The sequence below is a fragment of the Croceicoccus sp. genome, assembly GCF_983967925.1.
On the sequence record NZ_CFETID010000002.1, the window covers coordinates 87,591 to 106,546 of the forward strand.

General features: G+C 63.9%; 17 protein-coding genes. 6 read left to right on the forward strand and 11 right to left on the reverse strand.

Going from position 1 to position 18,956, the window contains the following annotated elements; translation table 11 throughout:
• Positions 1-25: 25 nt before the first annotated feature.
• On the reverse strand, positions 26-1,039 hold the full coding sequence (locus tag AC4FIJ_RS01730; RefSeq protein ID WP_490335008.1) for an NADP-dependent oxidoreductase: 1,014 nt from the start codon (positions 1,037-1,039) through the stop codon (positions 26-28).
• Between the two features lie 152 nt (positions 1,040-1,191).
• Between AC4FIJ_RS01730 and AC4FIJ_RS01735 the strand changes: the two genes are divergently transcribed.
• Complete coding sequence (locus tag AC4FIJ_RS01735) at positions 1,192-3,495, forward strand: TonB-dependent receptor (RefSeq protein ID WP_490335009.1); 2,304 nt, start codon at positions 1,192-1,194, stop codon at positions 3,493-3,495.
• A gap of 44 nt (positions 3,496-3,539) precedes the next feature.
• Positions 3,540-4,304, forward strand: a complete 765-nt coding sequence (locus tag AC4FIJ_RS01740; protein ID WP_490335010.1) for an SDR family NAD(P)-dependent oxidoreductase — start codon at positions 3,540-3,542, stop codon at positions 4,302-4,304.
• Positions 4,305-4,331: 27 nt separating this feature from the next.
• Here the strand turns inward: AC4FIJ_RS01740 and AC4FIJ_RS01745 are convergent, their stop codons facing one another.
• Both AC4FIJ_RS01745 and AC4FIJ_RS01750 read right to left on the reverse strand, forming a co-directional pair.
• A complete protein-coding gene (locus AC4FIJ_RS01745) occupies positions 4,332-5,138 on the reverse strand; it encodes a ThuA domain-containing protein (protein ID WP_490335011.1) in 807 nt (268 codons plus the stop codon).
• A gap of 10 nt (positions 5,139-5,148) precedes the next feature.
• Complete coding sequence (locus tag AC4FIJ_RS01750; protein WP_490335012.1) at positions 5,149-6,171, reverse strand: NADP-dependent oxidoreductase; 1,023 nt, start codon at positions 6,169-6,171, stop codon at positions 5,149-5,151.
• 165 nt (positions 6,172-6,336) lie between these two features.
• Here AC4FIJ_RS01750 and AC4FIJ_RS01755 point away from each other — a divergent pair, with 165 nt between their 5' ends.
• Positions 6,337-8,847 (forward strand): TonB-dependent receptor, encoded by a 2,511-nt coding sequence (locus AC4FIJ_RS01755; RefSeq protein ID WP_490335013.1) that lies wholly within the window; start codon positions 6,337-6,339, stop codon positions 8,845-8,847.
• A gap of 114 nt (positions 8,848-8,961) precedes the next feature.
• On the opposite strand, the gene AC4FIJ_RS01760 is transcribed toward AC4FIJ_RS01755, so the two are convergent.
• On the reverse strand, positions 8,962-9,312 hold the full coding sequence (locus tag AC4FIJ_RS01760; RefSeq protein WP_490335014.1) for a Rieske (2Fe-2S) protein: 351 nt from the start codon (positions 9,310-9,312) through the stop codon (positions 8,962-8,964).
• Positions 9,313-9,458: 146 nt separating this feature from the next.
• Here AC4FIJ_RS01760 and AC4FIJ_RS01765 point away from each other — a divergent pair, with 146 nt between their 5' ends.
• From AC4FIJ_RS01765 to AC4FIJ_RS01775, 3 genes are read left to right on the forward strand one after another with little or no spacing between them, the layout of a single operon-like run.
• Positions 9,459-9,857 carry a nuclear transport factor 2 family protein gene (locus tag AC4FIJ_RS01765; RefSeq protein WP_490335015.1) on the forward strand — a complete coding sequence of 133 codons (399 nt, stop codon included), beginning with the start codon at positions 9,459-9,461 and terminating at the stop codon, positions 9,855-9,857.
• 2 nt (positions 9,858-9,859) lie between these two features.
• Positions 9,860-11,065, forward strand: a complete 1,206-nt coding sequence (locus AC4FIJ_RS01770; RefSeq protein WP_490335016.1) for an acyl-CoA dehydrogenase family protein — start codon at positions 9,860-9,862, stop codon at positions 11,063-11,065.
• Positions 11,062-12,126 carry a phosphotransferase gene (locus tag AC4FIJ_RS01775; protein ID WP_490335017.1) on the forward strand — a complete coding sequence of 355 codons (1,065 nt, stop codon included), beginning with the start codon at positions 11,062-11,064 and terminating at the stop codon, positions 12,124-12,126. The genes AC4FIJ_RS01770 and AC4FIJ_RS01775 overlap by 4 nt, the downstream gene beginning before the upstream one ends.
• On the opposite strand, the gene AC4FIJ_RS01780 is transcribed toward AC4FIJ_RS01775, so the two are convergent.
• Genes AC4FIJ_RS01780 through AC4FIJ_RS01810 form a run of 7 tightly spaced genes read right to left on the reverse strand, consistent with a single transcriptional unit; the run spans position 12,123 to position 18,928 of the window.
• Entirely contained in the window at positions 12,123-12,659 is a 537-nt protein-coding gene (locus AC4FIJ_RS01780; protein ID WP_490335018.1) for a VOC family protein, read from the reverse strand. The two genes, AC4FIJ_RS01775 and AC4FIJ_RS01780, sit on opposite strands and share 4 nt — an antisense overlap.
• 23 nt (positions 12,660-12,682) lie before the next feature.
• A complete protein-coding gene (locus AC4FIJ_RS01785) occupies positions 12,683-14,116 on the reverse strand; it encodes a 2-oxo acid dehydrogenase subunit E2 (RefSeq protein WP_490335019.1) in 1,434 nt (477 codons plus the stop codon).
• A 14-nt stretch (positions 14,117-14,130) separates the two neighbouring features.
• Entirely contained in the window at positions 14,131-15,144 is a 1,014-nt protein-coding gene (locus AC4FIJ_RS01790) for an alpha-ketoacid dehydrogenase subunit beta (protein ID WP_490335020.1), read from the reverse strand.
• A gap of 18 nt (positions 15,145-15,162) precedes the next feature.
• The gene (locus AC4FIJ_RS01795) at positions 15,163-16,149 is read right to left on the reverse strand and encodes a thiamine pyrophosphate-dependent dehydrogenase E1 component subunit alpha (RefSeq protein ID WP_490335021.1); all 987 of its coding nucleotides are present in this window, start codon (positions 16,147-16,149) and stop codon (positions 15,163-15,165) included.
• 16 nt (positions 16,150-16,165) lie between these two features.
• Positions 16,166-17,374: an acyl-CoA dehydrogenase family protein gene (locus AC4FIJ_RS01800; RefSeq protein WP_490335022.1), complete on the reverse strand. Its 1,209-nt coding sequence runs from the start codon at positions 17,372-17,374 to the stop codon at positions 16,166-16,168.
• Between the two features lies 1 nt (position 17,375).
• A complete protein-coding gene (locus tag AC4FIJ_RS01805; protein WP_490335023.1) occupies positions 17,376-18,521 on the reverse strand; it encodes a thiolase family protein in 1,146 nt (381 codons plus the stop codon).
• Complete coding sequence (locus tag AC4FIJ_RS01810; RefSeq protein ID WP_490335024.1) at positions 18,521-18,928, reverse strand: Zn-ribbon domain-containing OB-fold protein; 408 nt, start codon at positions 18,926-18,928, stop codon at positions 18,521-18,523. Before AC4FIJ_RS01810 ends, AC4FIJ_RS01805 begins: the two co-directional genes overlap by 1 nt.
• Positions 18,929-18,956 lie beyond the last annotated feature (28 nt).

Below are 18,956 nucleotides of genomic sequence, written 5' to 3' on the forward strand. Positions count from 1 at the left end.
CCACGGCCCCGCCCGCACCGCTGAATCAGCCGATCTTCAGGATCAGCTTGCCGGTATTCTGGCCAGAGAACAGCCGCATGAATGCGTCATAGCTGTTCTCAATGCCGTGCTGCACATCCTCGTCAATGCGCATGCGGCCCTGCTGCATCCATTCGGCGATCTGCGCGCCCCCTTCGGCGAAGCGCGGGGCATAGTCCATCACCAGAAACCCGTGCAGCGTCGCTTCCTTGACGATGACCTGCCAAAGGTTCTTCAGCCCGTGCGGCTCCACCGCGTTATATTCGCTGATCAGTCCGCACAGCACGACGCGCGCCTTCTTGGCCAGTTCGAAGACCTCGGCCTCGAATATGTCGCCGCCGACATTCTCGAACACGATGTCGATGCCATCGGGGGTTGCCTGCGCCAGTTCGGCGCGCAGCGCGTCGATGTCTTTGCCGCGGTAGTCGATGGCGACGTCATAGCCGTAATCCTCCACCAGCCGGCGGCATTTTTCCGGGCCGCCCGCGATGCCGATGGTGCGGCATCCCATGATGCGGCCGATCTGCCCCACCACCGAACCGACCGCGCCCGCAGCAGCGCTGACGCACAAGGTCTCGCCCGCCCTAGGCTTGGCGACCTCCATCAGGCCGAAATAGGCGGTCAGCCCGACCGCACCCATGGCCGACAGGAAACGCGAGGGGCTGTCGACAAGCGACACATCGATCGGCGCGGTGAAATGGCCGGGCGTGACCGCGGTGTAATCCTCGATCGCGTTCAGCTCCATCGCCCAGCTTCCCACCGGATAGTCGGGATTGTCGCTGGCATGCACCTTGCCCACGCAGGTCGCGCGCACCGCATCGCCCAGCGGAATCGGCGGCATGTAGCTTTCCTCGTCCGACATCCACCCGCGCTGCGCCGGGTCGAGCGAGCAATAGACATTGCGCATCACGAAGCCTCCGGGCGGCGGAGCGGGAATATCCTCTTCCACCAGTTCGAAATCTTCGGGCACCGGGTCCCCTTCGGGACGGCGGCGCAGGATGAAGCGGCGGTTCTCGGGCATGATCTCTCCTATCTGCTTTTGCCTGCATGGTCGGCAGATGACCCCGGTTTGGCACCTGATACAAAGTGCAGTGACGCAAAGCCCGCAGAAAAGGGAAAAGACGCGTGTAAGCGTGGCAGCGCAAAAGCGCCGGCGACATCAAGGGGAGAAGGATGATGGCAACAGGTTTCACACGTGCGTTCGCGGCAGCCGCGCTCGCAGGTTCGGCAATGATTTCCGTGCAAGCCGCCCACGCGCAGGTCACGAACGAGGATACCGACCTCGTCACCGATCCCGAAGGGCCCACCCCGGCCGCCGGCCCGGTCGAGGGCAGCACCGACCCCAATGCCATCATCGTGACCGCCCGCCGCCGCGAGGAATCGCTGCAGGACACGCCCGTCGCCATCACCGCGATCAATGCCGCGATGCTGGAGAACAAGAACTCGCTCAATATCGGCGACCTTCAGGGCGAAGCGCCCAACCTGTTGATCACCCAGCAGAATTCGGGCGCGGCGGCGGCGAACCTGTCGATCCGCGGCCTGACCTATGCCGATATCGAAAAATCGCAGGAGCCCACCGTGGGCGTCGTTATCGACGGCGTGTTCATCGGCACCAATACCGGCCAGCTGCTGGACTTCTTCGACATCGAACAGATCGAGGTGCTGCGCGGGCCGCAGGGCACGCTGTTCGGGCGCAACACCATCGGCGGCGTCATCAACATCCGCCGCACCCGCCCCACCTTCGAACCCGGCATCAAGGCCGAGGCGTCCTATGCCAAGTTCGGCACCTATAGCGCGCGCGCCGTGGTCAATTTCGGCATTGGCGACATGATCGGGGTCAAGCCGTTCTATTTCTACAACGAAACCGACGGCTTCCACCGCGACGGCCAGACCGGCGAGCGTCGCGGCGGATCGAAGAACCAGAATTTCGGCGTCGCCATCGCGGTCGAGCCCAACGACGATTTCGACGTCCTGCTGACGGTGGAGAAGCAGAGGCAGGAATTCGAGGTCGTCAACTCGGTCATCACCAACGATACCGAGCTGTTCTGCGGCTTTGCCCCGCCAGAACTTTGCAACCGCAACACCACCGACGACCTGTATACCGTCTTTGGACAGCCGGCGGGCGGCGTCTATGAAGCGCCCGCGATCACCGCGGAAGCGAATTGGGACACGGGTCCGATCCTGCTGACCTCGGTCACGGGCCTGCGCAAGTCGAGCGAGGACCAGACGCAGGACTTCGATTCGACCTATACCGACCTTTATTACACCCGCCGTATCCAGAGCTATAAGCAGTTCAGCCAGGAAATTCGCGCGGCGGGCGATCTGTTCGACGGCTTCGACTATGTCGTCGGCGGCTTCTACTTCGATTCTGAATTCGACCTGACCCAGTACACGCGCGTCTTCGGCTTCTCGCCCGGTGTGGATCCCATCGATTTCGACCCCAATCCGCAAAACGTCATCGGCAAAACCAAGAGCTATGCGGTGTTCGGCGACTTCAACTGGAATTTCGCCGAGAACCTGCGCCTGTCGTTCGGCGGCCGGTGGACGCGCGACGAAAAAAGCCTGCGCAACAGCTTTGCCCAGCTTGGCCTGATCGGCCAGGGCGATGACGATTTCAGCAAGTTCACCCCCAAGGTCGGGATCGACTGGCGGCCCAACCCCGACATGATGTTCTATGCCAGCTGGTCGCGCGGCTATCGTTCGGGCGGCTTCAGCCCGCGTGCCGCCACGGCCGAAACCGCATCGACCCCGTTCGGTCCCGAAACCGTCGACAGCTATGAAGTCGGCTCGAAGCTCGACCTGATGAACGGCATGCTGCAGTTCAACGTCGCAGGCTTCATCTCAAAATACGACGATCTGCAGCAGAACACGACGATCCCCGGCGGCCCCACGGGCAACCAGACGATCACCAGCAATGTCGGTTCCGCCACGATCAAGGGTATCGAGGCAGACGCCAGCTTCCGCCCTGTCACCGGGCTGCGCTTCAACGCGACGCTGGGCCTGCTGGACGGCGAGTTCGACGATTTCATCGCGGGCAATATCCTGAACGGCGTCATCCTGCCGTTCGACTATTCGGCCAACGACCCGATCTACAGCCCCGACATCACCGCATCCATCGGCGCGGAATACAGCCAGCCGGTCAGCTTCGGCGAGCTGGTGGGCACGGTCGGCTATCGCTTCATCGACAAGTACGACCAGCAGATCTCGCTTGGCCCGCTAACCGGCGATTTGGTCAACGGTCCGGTGATCGTGAACGGCAACGATCCGCGCGTGCGCACCGATCAGCAGAACCTGCTCGACGCATCGCTGACCGCCAATTTCGATATCGGCGATGCCGAGGCCTATGTCACCGCGTTCGGCCGCAACCTGCTGGACGACCGGGGCACGACGGCGGCCTTCACCGTGGCGGGGCTGTTCTCCTTCGCATCGGCGCGCGAGCCGCGCACCTACGGCCTGACGCTGGGCGTGCGCTATTAAGCGCCGCCCTCGCCAACGACACATCACGCAAGGACTATCGCAATATGGATAGGCTCAAGGGAAAGATCGCCCTGGTGACGGGCGGGGCCTCGATGCCCGGATTGGGCAGCGCGACCGCCATTCGCTTTGCCGAGGAAGGCGCGCATGTCGTCATCACGGACCTGTCGCAGGACGGCGCGCAGAAGGTGGTCGACATCATCACCGAAAAGGGCGGATCGGCCGAGGCGATGAAGCATGACGTCGCCAATACCGACGAATGGGACGATGTGTTCGGCCATATCGAGGAGCAGCACGGCGGGCTGGACGTGATCGTCAACAATGCCGGCATCGCGATCCTGCGGCCCATCGCCGACTATACGGTCGAGGAATGGAACAAGCAGTGCGACATCAACCTCAACAGCGTGTTCCACGGCACCCAGCGCGCGGTAAAGCTGATGCGCCGGATCGGGCGCGGCGGGTCGATCATCAATATCTCGTCCATCGTCGGGCAGGTCGGGGTGGCGAACACCGCCGCCTATGCCGCGGCCAAGGGCGGGGTGCGGATCTTCTCCAAGACGGTCGCGCTGGAATGCGCGGCGGACAATATCCGGGTGAACACCGTGCACCCCGGCATGATCATGACCAACATGCAAAAGATCGCGCTGGAGGATAATCCCGAGATCTACGAACAGCTCGTCGCCAGCATCCCGATGGGCCGTTTTGGCGAGCCGGAAGACATCGCCAATATGAACCTGTTTCTCGCCAGCGACGAAAGCAACTATTGCACCGGCGTCGAATTCACCGTCGATGGCGGAATGATCACGCAATAAACGGCCGGAGCGCGCCGCGCGCCCGATCTAGTCGGGCAGGCGGCGCGCGGTCCAGCGGATCGCGTTTTCGACCAGGCGGCGGTAATGCGGGTCCTCATAGGCGCCCGCCCCGTCGCCCGGTTGCAGATAGACAAGGCGGCTGCGCCCCGCTTCCCTGGCCCAGCCGACAAGGTTCGTACCGGGCGCATGGTCCCATCCCTCGCGCGAATACATCTCGCCGCGCACCGCGTGCTGCGCCGAGAAGAAATGATCGCGCGTGAAGACCGCATCGGAATGCAGCAGCGGCGTCACATCGTCCGCAAAGATCTCGGCCAGATAGGGCTCGTCGGTCAGGGTAAAGCTTTCGGGCAGGCCCTGCGTTACCGGATGACCCTGCACCGGAGTCAGCCGCTGCGTCACCTCATGCGCATAACCGCTGTCCAGCGCCTCTCGCCCCCGCACCTTGCCGGGATGATAGAGGAACCGCCCGCCCAGCAGCTCGGCATAGAAATCCCATGTCGGCCACCCAGCAAGCGCGTGATGCAGCGCGACGATGCCCTTCCCCTCCTCCAGCAGCGCGGGCAGGCCTTCGACCAGCGCCTTGGGCGGATCGACATAGGCGGGTGGATGATCGGGCGCATCGAAATCGAGCCCCGGCATGTCGTACAGCACCAATGCATCGAAATCGCGCATCCCCTCGGGGTTCATCAGCAGGGCGGCGGCGGGCTGATCGACCATGGTGACGGCGATGCCCTCCATCCCCTCGAACATGGCGGCAAAGCCGTTGCGATCGAAGGGATGGCCGCGCACCGCGACAAGGCATTGCAGCTCGCTGCGATAGTCGATCGTGGGCATGCAGCCTGCCCTAGCTGCCCGCTCCCGACCGCAGGTCGACCAGCACCTTGCCGGTGTTCTTGCCCGTCAGCATCCGGCCATAGGCCACCAGCGTGTTCTCCAGACCCTCGGTAACGTCGAAGGGCAGCGTGATCTTCCCTTCCTTGTACCAGCGCTTCATGGTCTCATAATATTCGGGGCCGCGTTCGGGGACGTCGGGCAGCAGGAACCCCTCGATCCGCAGGCGGCGCATCAGCACCTGATCGTAATTGCTGGGCCCCGGCGTGCCTTCGGGGGCGGCGTAATTGGCGACCATGCCGCACACCGCGATCCGCCCGTGCAGCGCCATGTTCTGCAGCACCGCGTCCAGGATCGCGCCGCCGACATTCTCGAAATAGGCGTCGATCCCGCCTTCCAGCTTCGCCAGCTCGGCCGCGACATCGCTGTTCTTGTAATCGATGCATTGCTGCGCGCCGAGGTTCTCCACCACATGCGCGCATTTCTCAGGCCCGCCCGCGATGCCCACGACCTTCGCGCCCAGATTGCGCCCGATCTGGCAGGCAAGGCTGCCCGTCGCGCCCGCCGCGGCGGAGACGACCAGCGTCTCGCCTTCCTTGATGCCGAGGATGTCCTTCACGCCATAAAGCGCGGTCCAGCCATTGAGGCCCAGCGCGCCGAAATGCTGCCGCTCATCGTCGATGTCGTCGTCCAGCAGCACGGCCCACGCATCGTCCGGCCTCACGGTCGAATAATCCGCCCACTGGCCGAAGATCCTGATCAATGATCCTTCGGGAAACCGCGCGTCCCGGCTTTCGCTGATGCGTCCCAGCGCCTGCCCCGACATCTTGGAACCCAGCGGAATCGGCGGCTGATACCCGTCCTCGCGCGCGTTCATCCACATGCGCGTGCCCGCATCCATCGATAGAAAGCGCGACCGGACGCGGATCTCGCCATCCTCCAGCGGCGCGAGTTCCTCTTCATGCATGCTGAGCGCGGAGGAGAAATCCTCGCCCTCGGGCCGCGCGTCGAGCTGCCAGTACCGGTTCTTTGTCATCTGATGATCCTTTCCCTTGGCCGCGAGACTGCACAGCGCGCACGGCGCTGAACACCTATCCTTACCGTTAGGCCTGTCCTTCTTGTCAGGGGCGGTCCTTCAGCGTCGGTGATACTTATCGCGACAGACCCGAATAAGGGCCAAACCCGCATAAGGGAGGGAGAGATGATGTCGATAAGCAAATGCGGCCTGCTGGCCGCCACCAGCCTTGCCGGTGTGACGATACTGACCACGCCGGCCTTCGCACAGACCCAGACGCTCGACGCCAACGATCCGGAAGTGGAACAGCCTCTTCCCTCGGCCAACCCCCCCGAACGCGGCGGCCTCAACGAAATCGTCGTCACGGCCCGCAAGCGCGAGGAAAGCGTGCAGGACGTGCCCGTCGCCGTGACCGCCATTTCCGAGCAGGTCATCCAGAACCGCGACATCACCAGCGTCGAGAAGATCGCCGCCATCGCCCCGCAATTCAACGTGGGCCGCGCCTCCAACGGTTCAGGCGCGCAGCTGACCCTGCGCGGCATCGGTTCGTCCTCCACCTCGATCGGTATCGAGCAATCGGTCGCGGTCGTCGTCGACGGCGCCTATTACGGACAGGGCCGCATCATCAACGAAGGCTTCTTCGACCTTGGCCGGGTCGAGGTGCTGAAGGGTCCGCAGGCGCTGTTCTTCGGCAAGAACGCTACCGCGGGCGTGATTTCCATCACCACCAAGGATCCGGGCAGCGAGCCCGAGTTCATCGTGCGCGGCGGTTATGAATTCCAGGCTGAGCAGTATAAGGTCGAGGCGATCGCCTCCTATCCGCTGACCGACCGTCTCGGCATCCGGCTGGCGGGCCGCTATACCAACATGCAGGGCGGCTATTACACCAACCGGGCCGAACCCTTCGGTTATACGACCGTCGATTTCGCCGATCTGGCCGTTGGTGGCGACGGCAATGCGCAGACCTTCACCGCCCAGCCCGCCCCGCGCGAGCAGCCGGGCGAGGAAGAATTCCTGGGCCGCGCCACGCTGAAGTTCGAGCCGACCGACCGCCTAACCATGACGCTCAAGGGCAGCTATGACATCAACACCGCGAACAACAACTCGTGGAACTATGTCGCCTATCGCTGCGGTCTCGACAGCGGGCTGTCGCAGCTGACCGGCCAGCCTTGCGACCGCGATTTCGTCAATTACCAGAACAATATCCCCGCAGAGATCGCCGAGGACTTCCCCGTCGCAAAAGACGACGGCAGCCTGTTCAACCGCTACGAATCCGCGGCGGGCACGCTCAACATCGTCTATGAGGCGGACCAGCTGCAGATCACTTCGGTATCCAACTACCAGTGGACCAACAACAAATGGGCCTGCGCCTGCGACTTCCAGTCGGGACCGGGTTCGAACTGGGCGACCGAAAATTCCAGCTGGGATGCATGGTCACAGGAACTGCGCCTTCTGACGCAGCTGGACGGCCCGCTCAACGTGATGATCGGCGGGCTCTACCAGAACACCCGCCGCGATTTCGAACAGTACATCATCCTCGGCAACATCCGTAATAGCGCGGCCCCTCCGGGTTTCGAATATGTCGGCACGTCCAAGACCAGTTTTACCGACGGCGAGACCTTCGCCCTGTTCGGTCAGGTCACGCTGGCGCTGACCGATACGCTCGAACTGGCGGGCGGCGCGCGCTATACCGATGAGACGAAGGACAGCTTCTTCGTCCAGCCCTATAACAACCCGGCGCTGACCGGCATCTTCCGCCCTGCAGACGCCGCCGACGGGCTGGGCGTCATCAACGCCTCGCAGCATTTCCAGGACCTCTCGCCCGAGGCGTCGATCACCTGGAAGCCGACACCCGACCTGATGCTGTTCGGCGCGTACAAGACCGCTTATAAGTCGGGCGGGTTCTCGAACGGCGGCATCAACTCGCAGTTCTCCCCCGATCCGGTCGGCGACCTGACCTTCGATCCCGAAACGGCCGAAGGGTTCGAGGCCGGGATCAAGTCGACGATCCTCGACAACCAGCTGCGGCTGAACCTCATCGCCTTCACCTATGACTACAACGATCTTCAGGTCGACTTCTTCAACTCGCCGATCTTCGCGTTCCAGACCCTGACCGCCGACGCCCGCACCCGCGGCGTAGAGGTCGAGTTCGAGTTCGCGCCCTATGCGGTCGAGGGGCTGAACATCTATGGCTCGATCAACTACACTGATGCCGAGTACACCGACTTCCCCGCTGGACCCTGCTATGCGGGTCAGACCCCGACGGCGGGCTGTACGCCGATCAGCGCGATTGCCGCGCGGCAGGACCTGACCGGCACCGAATTGTCGGTCGCACCCGATTGGACGGGCAATCTGGGCGTCGCCTACGACCGCGACATCGGCACCGATTACAAGATCGGCTTCAACGTCGATTCCAAATATTCGGACAGCTACAACCCCTCGGGCTTCGGCAATCCGCTGGCCCGGCAGGGCAGCTATGTCACGCTCGATGCCGGTGTGCGTTTCGGCGCGGCGGACGACAACTGGCAGATCGCCGTCATCGGCAAGAACCTGACCAACGAGTTCTATGTCACCGGCGTGGTCGATGGACCGTCGACCGGCGGCGGCACCGGCACGGCGGGTGGCTTCCCGGCCGATCAGCTTGGCTTCGGCAATCTGCCGCGCACGGTTCAGGTGGAAGTGACCAAGCGGTTCTAACTCTCCCGCCCGCACGGCACACCTGACGAATGGGGGGAGAAGGCACGGCGCCTTCTCCCCCCTTTTTTCGTCGCTCGTCTTGGCCGAAGCCGGGAAAATTCAGCCCCGTACGATTCAACCCTGAACCGGGGTCTCGTCGATGCGGGGGGCTTCGTCGGGGATGCAGATCTCGATCTCGCCGCCCTCGACGCGCAGCTCGAAGGTGCGAAGGTCGCGGTAGGTTCCGCCGATGCAGCGGCCCGTTTCCAGTTCGAACCTCGCGCCATGCAGCGGGCACATGATCGCCCCGCGCCGGATCCGCCCGCCCGACAGCAGCGCGGCCTGGTGCGTGCAGCGGTCGTTCACCGCATGCAGCCCGTCGTCGGTCTTTGCGACCAGAACGTGCCAGCCCGCGATCTTCGTCGCCAGCTTGCCCTCTTCGGGAAATTCGTTCTCGGCGATCAGTTTGTGCCAGCTTTCGCTCACGATCGGGTCAATCCTCTCTCTGCTTTCTTTCGTGGTCCCTAGCGGCCCGCCAGCGCGCTTTCACGCTATTAAAACCGATAGCTATCGCAAACGCGCCGAATTGGCGAGAAGCTGAAGGCAATAGAAACACGACCGGGAGAACAGGCATGACCCCTGAAGAGGCGAACACTTTCATCGACGAGCTCTATGCCGCGACCGCCGCGGGCGACTGGGACAAGGTCGCCACCATGGTAACCGACGACCTCGTCATCAACGAAGCGCCCGGCCTTCCGATGCAGGGCCAGTACACCGGCAAGAACGCGCTGCGCGACCTGTATATCGATGTGTTCAAGATGCTGCAGGTGGAATCGCTGGAGATGGTCGAGCGCACCTTCGGCGGCGACTGGGCCTGCTGCCTGCTCAAGATGCACTACGGCAAGGGCCTCGAACCGGCCGAGCTGGTCGAATGCTTCCGTTTCCGAGGCGACAAGCTGGCCGAGATCAAGCCCTATTACTACGATCCCGCACCCGTGAACGCGGCCGCCGCGGCGTTCAGCGGATCGTGACCATGGCAAACGATGCGCACCACGACGTCTTTGGCGTAAGCGAGCGCGCGCGCGAAATCGGTGACAAGGTCGAACGCTTCGTGCGCGAAAAGATCGCGCCTTACGAGCATGACCCGCGCCGCGACCACCATGGCGGCCCGACCGAGGAACTGCTGCACGAAATGCGCGGCCTTGCGCGCGAGGCGGGCGTGATGACGCCGCATATCATGGACGATGGCTCGCACCTGTCACAGGTGGACACCGCCTATGTGCTGATCCGCAGCGGGCTGTCGCCGCTGGGTCCGCTGGCGTGCAACACCATGGCCCCGGACGAAGGCAATATGTACCTGCTGGGCCATGTCGGGTCCGATTTCCTGAAGGAACGCTTCCTCGGCCAGCTGGTGTCGGGCGATGCGCGCAGCGCGTTCTTCATGACCGAACCGGCCGACTGGGGCGGCGCGGGGTCCGATCCGTCGATGATGAAGACGATCTGCCGCCGCGACGGCAACCACTGGGTCGTGAACGGGCGCAAGACCTTCATCACCGGCGCGCAAGGGGCCAAGGTCGGCATCGTCATGGCGCGGTCGGAAGAGGAAGGCGCGGAAGGCGCCTGCATGTTCCTGGTCGACCTGCCCGATCCGGCGATCCGCATCGACGAGGTGCCCAACACCATCGACAATTCGATGCCCGGCGGCCACGCGACCATCACCATCGACAACCTCCGCGTCCCCGCCGACCAGATGCTGGGCGAGGCCGGCGAAGGCTTCAAATATGCACAGGTCCGCCTGTCGCCCGCCCGCCTGTCACATTGCATGCGCTGGCTGGGATGCTGCATCCGTTCGCAGGAAATCGCGGTCGACTATGCCTGCAAGCGCGAGGCGTTCCGCAAGCAGCTGATCGACCACGAGGGCGTTGGCTTCATGCTGGCGCAGAACTGGATCGACCTGAAACAGGCCGAGCTGATGGTCTATTGGTGCGCCTCGGTGCTCGACACCGGGGATCTGGGCACGACCGAAAGCTCGATGACCAAGGTGGCGGTCGCGGACCTCTTGATGCGGATCGCCGACAATTGCGTGCAGGTGATGGGCGGCACCGGCGTCACCGACCGCACCATCGTCGAACAGGTGTTCCGCGAGATCCGCGCCTTCCGCATCTATGACGGCCCGACCGAAGTGCACAAATGGTCGCTCGCCAAGAAGCTGAAGAAGGCATGGAAAGCCGAGCAATGAGCGACATCGCCGAGGCCAACACCGGCACCACCCCGGTCCGCGAGGGCTATGAGATCGACCTCGCGGCGCTGACCCGCTGGATGGAGGCCCATGTCGAGGATTTCGCAGGCCCTGTCGAAATTGCACAGTTCAAGGGCGGCCAGTCGAACCCGACCTATCGCCTGACCACCCCCAACCGCAGCTATGTGCTGCGCCGCAAACCGCCGGGCAAGCTGCTGAAGGGCGCGCATGCGGTGGAGCGCGAGGCAAAGGTGATGACGGGCCTGGGCAAGGCAGGCTTTCCGGTGCCGCGCGTCTTCGGCGTCTGCACCGACGAGGACGTCATCGGGACGTGGTTCTTCGTGATGGACATGGTCGAGGGGCGCATCGTCTGGGACGCGACCTTCCCCGATGTGTCCGATGCCGACCGCCCTGCCTATTTCGACGCGATGAATGCGACCATGGCCGCGCTGCACAGCGTCGATTACGAGGCGGTGGGCCTGGGCGATTACGGCAAGCCCGGCAATTATTTCGCGCGCCAGATCGGCCGCTGGTCGAAACAATATCTTGCCGACGAGGAAGCGGGCCGTGATCCCAACATGGACCGGCTGGTCGAATGGCTGCCCGAGAACATTCCCGACGGCGACGAAACATCGGTCGTCCACGGCGACTTCCGCTGCGACAACATGATCTTTCACCCCAGCGAGCCGCGCGTGCTGGCCGTGCTGGACTGGGAACTGTCGACGCTGGGCCATCCGCTGGCCGATTTCGCCTATCACGCGATGATGTACCGCATGCCGCCCGACATCGTCGCGGGTCTGCAGGGCGCGGACCTTGCGGCGCTGAACATCCCGAGCGAGGACGACTATGTCGCCGCCTATTGCCGCCGCATGGGCCGGGAAAGCATCCCGAACTGGGATTTCTACATCGCGTTCAATTTCTTCCGGCTGGCCGCGATCTTCCACGGGATCAAGGGCCGGGTGATCCGCGGCACCGCCGCCAATGCGCAAGCGCGCGAGAGGGCCAAGGACTTCCCGCGGCTTGCGAAACTGGCGGCAGAGGCGATGGAGCGGTGTAGCTAGCCCAGCTTGCGGACCGGGTCGCTGCCGTCCCAGTTCTTGGCCGCGTCCTTCATCATCGCGAACAGTTCCGGCCCGCCCGCGCCCAGCTGGACGAATTCGCAGATGCCGCCGGGGCCATAGCCGGGATCGGCATAGATCACGCGCCCGTCCTCGCCCACGTTCCCCTCGACCACGATGGTCGCGCCCGCGTCCAGCAGGATCTTGCGCACTTCCTCGATGTCATCGACGAACTGGCAGGTGTGGTGCATGCCTTCGTGGATCTTGTACTTGCCGGTGTAATGCGCCGGCGCGTCATTGTCGGGGCGAACAAGCTCGATCTGGATGTCGTTCCAGTAGGCGATGGCGACGCTGAACTCGGCATCGCTGGGCTCGCCCATATATTTCATCTCGCCCAGCCGGATATTCTCCAGCAGGAAGAACGGGCCGACGCCCATGGTTTCGGTCCAGTATGTCAGTGCCGCGTCGAAATCCTGGGGCAGATAGGCCTGCTGGATGACCGGGCCCAATGCCGCGATCGTGCCTGCTTTCGGCATGAAGTCCTCTCCTTGTTATGCGCTCAGCCGAAAAGCTGCTCGGGATCTTCCATCAGGGTTTTCAATGTCTGCAGGAACTGCGCGCCCGCGGCCCCGTCGATGGCGCGGTGGTCGACCGACAGGGTCATCGGGATCATCGTGGCGAACACCGCCTCGCCCCCCTCGCCCTCGACCAGCTGACGCTGCGCCGCGCCTACTGCCAGGATCGCACCCTGCGGCGGATTGATGATCGCGTCGAAATTCTCGATCCCGAACATGCCGAGGTTGGAAACGGTAAAGGTGCCGCCGTCCATGTCCTCGTATCCCAGACGGCCTTCCTTGGCCTTTTCGATCAGGCCCTTGGTCGCGCTGGCGATCTGGTCGATCCGCATTCGGTCGGCCTGCCGCACGATCGGCGTGACAAGGCCCTTGGGGCTCGCCACCGCGACCGACACGTCGGCATGGGGGAAACTGTGGATCTCCTCGCCGTGCAGCTGCACGTTGACGTCGCGGTGCCGCGCCAGCGCCTTGGCGCTCGCCATGACGATGAAGTCGTTTACCGACGCCTTGGTCCCCAGCACCATGTTCGCCGTCTTGCGCAGCGCCAGCAGAGCATCGGCATTGACGCTGATCCGCAGGTAGAAATGCGGGATCGTCTGCTTGGCGGCGGTCAGCCGCTTGGCCACCACCTTGCGGATCTTGTCGAAGGGCTGGATGTCCGGATCGTTCGCCACCGGCACGAACGGCGCACCGGGTGCTGGCGCCGCGCCGGTATCCTCCGGCACCTCGGCCAAAACGTCCTTCTTCGAGATGCGCCCGCGCGCACCCGTGCCCTTGACCGCGCCAAGGTCGATCCCGTGGATCGCCGCGATCCGCCGCGCCAGCGGAGAGGCGAACACATCGCTCTCTTCGGGCAGCACCGTCGTGCCCTTGTAGCTGCGGCTCGCCGGACCGCGTAGCGCCTGCTGCACGTCCTGAAAGGTGATGCGGCCGTCCCGGCCCGAACCCTCGATGCCGGTGATGTCGACACCTTCTGTCTCGGCCAGCTTCTTCGCTTCGGGGCTGATCGCGCGATTGGTGTCGATGGTGATAGCCTTGGGCTTGTCACCCTCACCCTCGATGGCCGCTTCCGCGGGTTTTGCTTCCTTCTTCTTCTCGCGCCCCTCGGCCACGCCGCCCTGCGCGGGCTTGAAGTTGGCGACGAATTCCTCGATCTCCTCATCGCTGGCCGAACCGTCGTCAAACACCGCCAGCAGCGCGCCGACAGGCTCGGCTTCGCCGCCGTCCTCGACCACGATGCGGCGCACCGTGGCGTCATATTCGGCTTCGACCTCGTTGGTGATCTTGTCGGTCTCGATCAGGCAGATCAGGTCGCCGCGGGTAAAGCTGTCACCCTCGGCGAACTTCCATTCCGCCAATGTTCCCTCGGTCATTTCGATGCCCCATTTCGGCATCGTGAAGGCACGAATCTTTCCCATGGTCTCGCGCCTCCTCAGTTGTAGGCCAAGGCCTTGCGCACGGCAGCCTCGACCTTGTCGGGATTGGGAAGATAGGCGCTTTCCAGCTCACGCGCGAAGGGGATCGGCGTGTGCGGGGCGGTCACCATCTGGACGGGCGCCTTCAGGCTGGCAAAGGCCTTTTCGGCAGCCAGCGCGGCAATATCGGTGGCAAGGCTGCAACGCGGCGGCGCTTCGTCCACCACGACCAGCCTGCCGGTGACTTCGACGGAATCGAGGATCGCTTCCTCGTCCATCGGACTTGTGGTGCGCAGGTCGATCACATCCGCCCCGATGCCGTCTTCCGCCAACTTGTCTGCGGCCTTTTCCGCCATGCCGACCATCATGCCGGTGGCGACGATGGTCACGTCCTCACCCGCGCGGGTCAGCCGGGCGTGTCCGAAAGGTATGGTGAAATCGGGATCGTCGGGTACTTCACCCTTCATGGCGTACAGCGCCTTGTGCTCCATGAAGATCACCGGATCGTCGGTGCGGATCGCCTGCCGCAGCAGGCCGGCGACATCGGCGGGGGTGGTCGGCATCACGACCTTCAGCCCCGGCATGCCTGTCAGGATGCCATGCGGGCTCTGGCTGTGCTGCGCCGCCGCGTTATAGCCCGCGCCATAGACCATGCGGATGATCGCGGGACAGCGCGACTTGCCGCCGAACATATAGCGGAACTTGGCGATCTGGTTCCAGATCTGGTCGAGCGACACGCCGATGAAGTCGGCGAACATCAGCTCGGCGATCGGGCGCTTTCCCGACAGCGCAAGTCCGCCCGCCGCGCCGACGATGGCGCTTTCGGAGATCGGGGTGTCGATCACCCGATCCGCGCCGAATTCGTCGAACAGGCCGGTGCTGGTCGACCAGATCCCGCCGATAGCCTCGGGCCCGCCATCGGTGCCCATGCCGCCGACGACATCCTCGCCCAGTACGACGACACTGTCATCGCGTTTCATTTCCTGGAAGATCGTGTTGCGAACGGCTTCGCGATACATCATTTTTGCCACTGGATCGTCTCCGCCGGATCAATAATCGATATAGACGTCGGTCAGGACGTCCTCTGCCGTGGGCCGGTCGGCCGCGCGCGCGGCGGCGACGGCGTCGGCGATGGTCTTCGCCACCTCCTCGTCCACCTTGTCGAGGTCGCTGCCTTCCAGCAGCTTTGCCTCGGTCACGGTCTTGCGAAAGTTCTTGATGCAGTCCCGCTCGGCCCGGATGCGGTCCATCTCGCCCTCGCCGCGATAGCGCTGTGGGTCGCCCTCGAAGTGGCCGTAGAAGCGTTCGGTATCGAACTCGACCGCGGCCGGGCCGTTACCGGCGCGGACATGTTCCAGCACCTCGCGCATGGTCTCATAGACCGCGGTGAAGTCGGTGCCGTCCGCACGCCATACCTTCATGCCGAAAGCCTCGGCCCGGCTGGCGATGTCCTGCTTGGTCCCGACCGCGTATTTGTACCCGGTGTGCTCGGAATAATGGTTGTTCTCGAACACGATGATGGCGGGAGCATTCGTAACCACCGCCATGTTCATCGCCTCGAACGTGGTGCCCTGGTTGCAGGCCCCGTCGCCCGAAAAGGCGATAGCGACGCGCAGCTTGCCGTCGGCATCCTTGCCGTCCAGCTTGGCCGCCATGGCCGCGCCGACCGCGATCGGCGCGCCCGCACCGACGATGCCGTTGGCGCCCAGCATGCCCTTGTCGGTGTCGGCGATATGCATGGAACCGCCCTTGCCCTTGCACAGGCCTTCGCGGCTGCCCCAGATTTCCTTCATCATGCCGGTCACGTCACAGCCCTTGGCCAGGCAATGCCCGTGACCGCGGTGGGTCGAGACGATCTTGTCGTCGTCGGTCAGATGCTCGCACACCCCGACCGCGACCGCTTCCTGCCCGCAATAAAGATGGGTGAAACCGGCAATCTCACCGGTCTGGATCTCGTCGTGCAGCAGCTCTTCGAAATCGCGGATGGTCTTCATCCTGCGATAGGCCTGAAGCAGGTCCTCACGGCTCAATTGCATGCGTAACTCCCAAAATTCAAAGACCCAGCACGGTCTTGGCGATGATTGTCTTTTGTACTTCGTCGGTACCGCCGAAGATCGTCCATGCCCGGCTGTTGAGATAGCGCGCCGCGGCGACCTGTGCCTTGGGGCAGATGAAGGCGGGCGGCGTATTCTCGCCATAGAGCGGGCGCGCGGTGGGCAATTGCATGCCGGCGGGGCCGAACAGGTCGACGGCCAGCAGGTCAATATCCTGCCGCAGATTGGAAGCGATCAGCTTGGTCAGCGAGGTGAGCGGACCCGGCTTTTCCCCGCGCGCGATCTTCGACAGGATCTTCAGCTCGATCATTTCCAGCGACTGCGTCTCAAGCTTGAGCCGTGCGACGCGGCGGCGCCAGTCGCGGTCGTCGGACAGCTTGCCGCCGTTCCCATCCGACATGTCCTGCGATAGCTGGTACAGCTGGTCGAGGTCATAGGACAGCTTGGGCGCATGGCACGATCCGCCGCGCTCGTTCTCAAGCAGGAACTTGGCGATGGCCCAGCCCTGCCCTTCCTCGCCGACAAGGTCTTCAGCCGGAACCTCGACATTCTCCATGAAGACCTGGTTGACCTCGTGGTCGCCCGCCAGCGTCAGGATGGGCCGGACCGAGATGCCCGGCTGTTCCATGTCGACCAGCAGAAAGCTGATGCCCGCCTGCTTCTTCACGTCGGGATCGGTGCGCGCCAGCACGAACATCTTGTTCGACCAATGCGCGTGGGTGGTCCAGATCTTGGACCCGTTGAGGATATATTTGTCGCCTTCCTTCACCGCGCGCGTCTGCAGCGAGGCAAGGTCCGACCCGGCATTGGGCTCGGAAAAGCCCTGGCACCAGTAATCCTCGCCCGACAGGATGCGCGGCAGATATTTCTTCTTCTGCGCTTCGGTCCCGAAATTGAAGATCACCGGCGCGACCAGCTTCAGCCCCAGCACGGTCAGGTTGGGCGCGCCCGCCAGCGCGCATTCCTTTTCGAAGATATAGCGCTGGGTCGGGGTCCAGCCGGTACCACCGACATCTGCAGGCCATTGATAGGACAGCCAGCCCTGCTTGTTCAGCGCCTCGTTCCAGTCCTGCCCGATCTCCGGCTCGACGAAGACGGTTGGCGAAGCCTCCGCACCCTCGCGGATGCGGTCGGTGAGGTTTTCGGCCAGGAAGGTGCGGACCTCGTCGCGAAAGGCCTTTTCCTCGGCGCTCAGCTCGATATCCATCTCATCGCTCCAATATGGTGACCGCGGACACGCCGGGGGCACCGTAAACGTGGCTATAGGCGGTTTTCGGATCGCCCTGCACTTGCCGCGCACCGCCCTGCCCGCGCAATTGCACGACATTCTCGTACACCTGACGCAGACCGGATGCGCCGATCGGTTCGCCGCAGGCAAGGCAGCCGCCATCGGTGTTGACCGGCAGGCTGCCGTCCAGCTCGGTCAGGCCCTGCGCCAGCCAGCTTTCCTGTTCGCCGGCCTTGCAGAAACCGTTCTCGGCCATGTGCATCAGTTCGGCCCCGGCCTCGGTGTCCTGCAATTGCGCGACGTCGATGTCGGACGGGCCGATCCCCGCGATCTCGAACGCGTCGCGGCTGGCGATGCTGGTCGCGGTGCCGCCGCCGTCGACATCGGTGCTGGGGGCGAATACCTCGAAACTGCCGGGCGGGCGGGTGCGCATGGTCGCCGCCTTCAGCCGGATCGGCGTGATGCCCAGTTCGCGCGCCTTCTTCTCGCTGGCCAGCAGCAGCGCAACGCCGCCCTCTGCCGGAGAGCAGAACATGTATTTCGAATAGGGATCGGACACCATCGGCCCGTCCAGGATCACGTCCAGCGGCACCGGCTCTCGCCGCCAGGCATGCGGCGCGCGCGATCCGTTGCGGAACGCCTTTTCGGCGACCAGCCCCAGCGTCTTTCGCGATATTCCGTTCAGCGCCATATAGCGCATGATCTTGCAGGCGAAGAACTGGGTGGTGACCATATACCCCGCCTCGCCGTACCATTCGGGGAGGTTGTATTCGGCAGGCTTGGCATCGAACGCGCCGCGCGGATGCTTGTCGAAACCGACAGCAAGGCCAATCTCCGCCTCGCCCGACTTGATCGCCATCTGCGCGGAAAACAGCGCCGATCCGCCCGCCGCGCAGCCATTGCGGACATTGATGAACTGCACCCCGGTCAGGCCAAGCTGGTCGACCATGGTGTCGGGATTGCCCGCCGCGTCCGATGCGCCATAGGCGAACTGGACGTCCTTCCATTCCAGACCCGCATCCTGCATCGCCTGACGCACGGCAAACACGCCCTGGTCGACCCCGCTCATCCCCTCGGTCCGGCCAAACGGGTGGATACCGATGCCGATGATGCAAACGTCGCCCATCACGCCGCCTCCGCCTGTGCGCCCGCGGCGGGGCGGAACGCGGGGATCAGCACGCTTTCGCCATCGGCCTTGTCGAAGGGGGCAGGCTCGAACTCCAGCTTCATGCCGATGCAGATCGCATCGAAATCGACGCCGGTCAGCCGCGCCTCGACGATGGTTTCGCCGGGCAGTTCAACATAGCCGATGGGGTAAGGCTCGAATGCCTCGGGCCCGGCATAGGGCGGGCTCTTGGGACGAAAGCGCTGGATCGTATAGCTCCACAAGGTGCCGGTGCGCGACAGGGGAACAGGCTCGAAACGGTCATTGGCGGGACAGGGAAAGACGATGCGGCCGGTTTCCCGGTCACGCCCGCCGATCAGGCGCGGCGGGTTTTCGGGCGTGAAAAGCCCTTCTGCTATCGCATCCATTCCAGTCCCCTCCGCCCGGTTGGCGGGC

Coding starts and splice junctions, on each gene's coding strand:
- AC4FIJ_RS01730 (WP_490335008.1), bottom strand. CDS start 1,039: ATGCCCGAGAACCGCCGCTTCATCCTGCGCCGCCGTCCCGAAGGGGAC.
- AC4FIJ_RS01735 (WP_490335009.1), top strand. CDS start 1,192: ATGATGGCAACAGGTTTCACACGTGCGTTCGCGGCAGCCGCGCTCGCA.
- AC4FIJ_RS01740 (WP_490335010.1), top strand. CDS start 3,540: ATGGATAGGCTCAAGGGAAAGATCGCCCTGGTGACGGGCGGGGCCTCG.
- AC4FIJ_RS01745 (WP_490335011.1), bottom strand. CDS start 5,138: ATGCCCACGATCGACTATCGCAGCGAGCTGCAATGCCTTGTCGCGGTG.
- AC4FIJ_RS01750 (WP_490335012.1), bottom strand. CDS start 6,171: ATGACAAAGAACCGGTACTGGCAGCTCGACGCGCGGCCCGAGGGCGAG.
- AC4FIJ_RS01755 (WP_490335013.1), top strand. CDS start 6,337: ATGATGTCGATAAGCAAATGCGGCCTGCTGGCCGCCACCAGCCTTGCC.
- AC4FIJ_RS01765 (WP_490335015.1), top strand. CDS start 9,459: ATGACCCCTGAAGAGGCGAACACTTTCATCGACGAGCTCTATGCCGCG.
- AC4FIJ_RS01770 (WP_490335016.1), top strand. CDS start 9,860: ATGGCAAACGATGCGCACCACGACGTCTTTGGCGTAAGCGAGCGCGCG.
- AC4FIJ_RS01775 (WP_490335017.1), top strand. CDS start 11,062: ATGAGCGACATCGCCGAGGCCAACACCGGCACCACCCCGGTCCGCGAG.
- AC4FIJ_RS01780 (WP_490335018.1), bottom strand. CDS start 12,659: ATGCCGAAAGCAGGCACGATCGCGGCATTGGGCCCGGTCATCCAGCAG.
- AC4FIJ_RS01785 (WP_490335019.1), bottom strand. CDS start 14,116: ATGGGAAAGATTCGTGCCTTCACGATGCCGAAATGGGGCATCGAAATG.
- AC4FIJ_RS01795 (WP_490335021.1), bottom strand. CDS start 16,149: ATGCAATTGAGCCGTGAGGACCTGCTTCAGGCCTATCGCAGGATGAAG.
- AC4FIJ_RS01800 (WP_490335022.1), bottom strand. CDS start 17,374: ATGGATATCGAGCTGAGCGCCGAGGAAAAGGCCTTTCGCGACGAGGTC.
- AC4FIJ_RS01805 (WP_490335023.1), bottom strand. CDS start 18,521: ATGGGCGACGTTTGCATCATCGGCATCGGTATCCACCCGTTTGGCCGG.
- AC4FIJ_RS01810 (WP_490335024.1), bottom strand. CDS start 18,928: ATGGATGCGATAGCAGAAGGGCTTTTCACGCCCGAAAACCCGCCGCGC.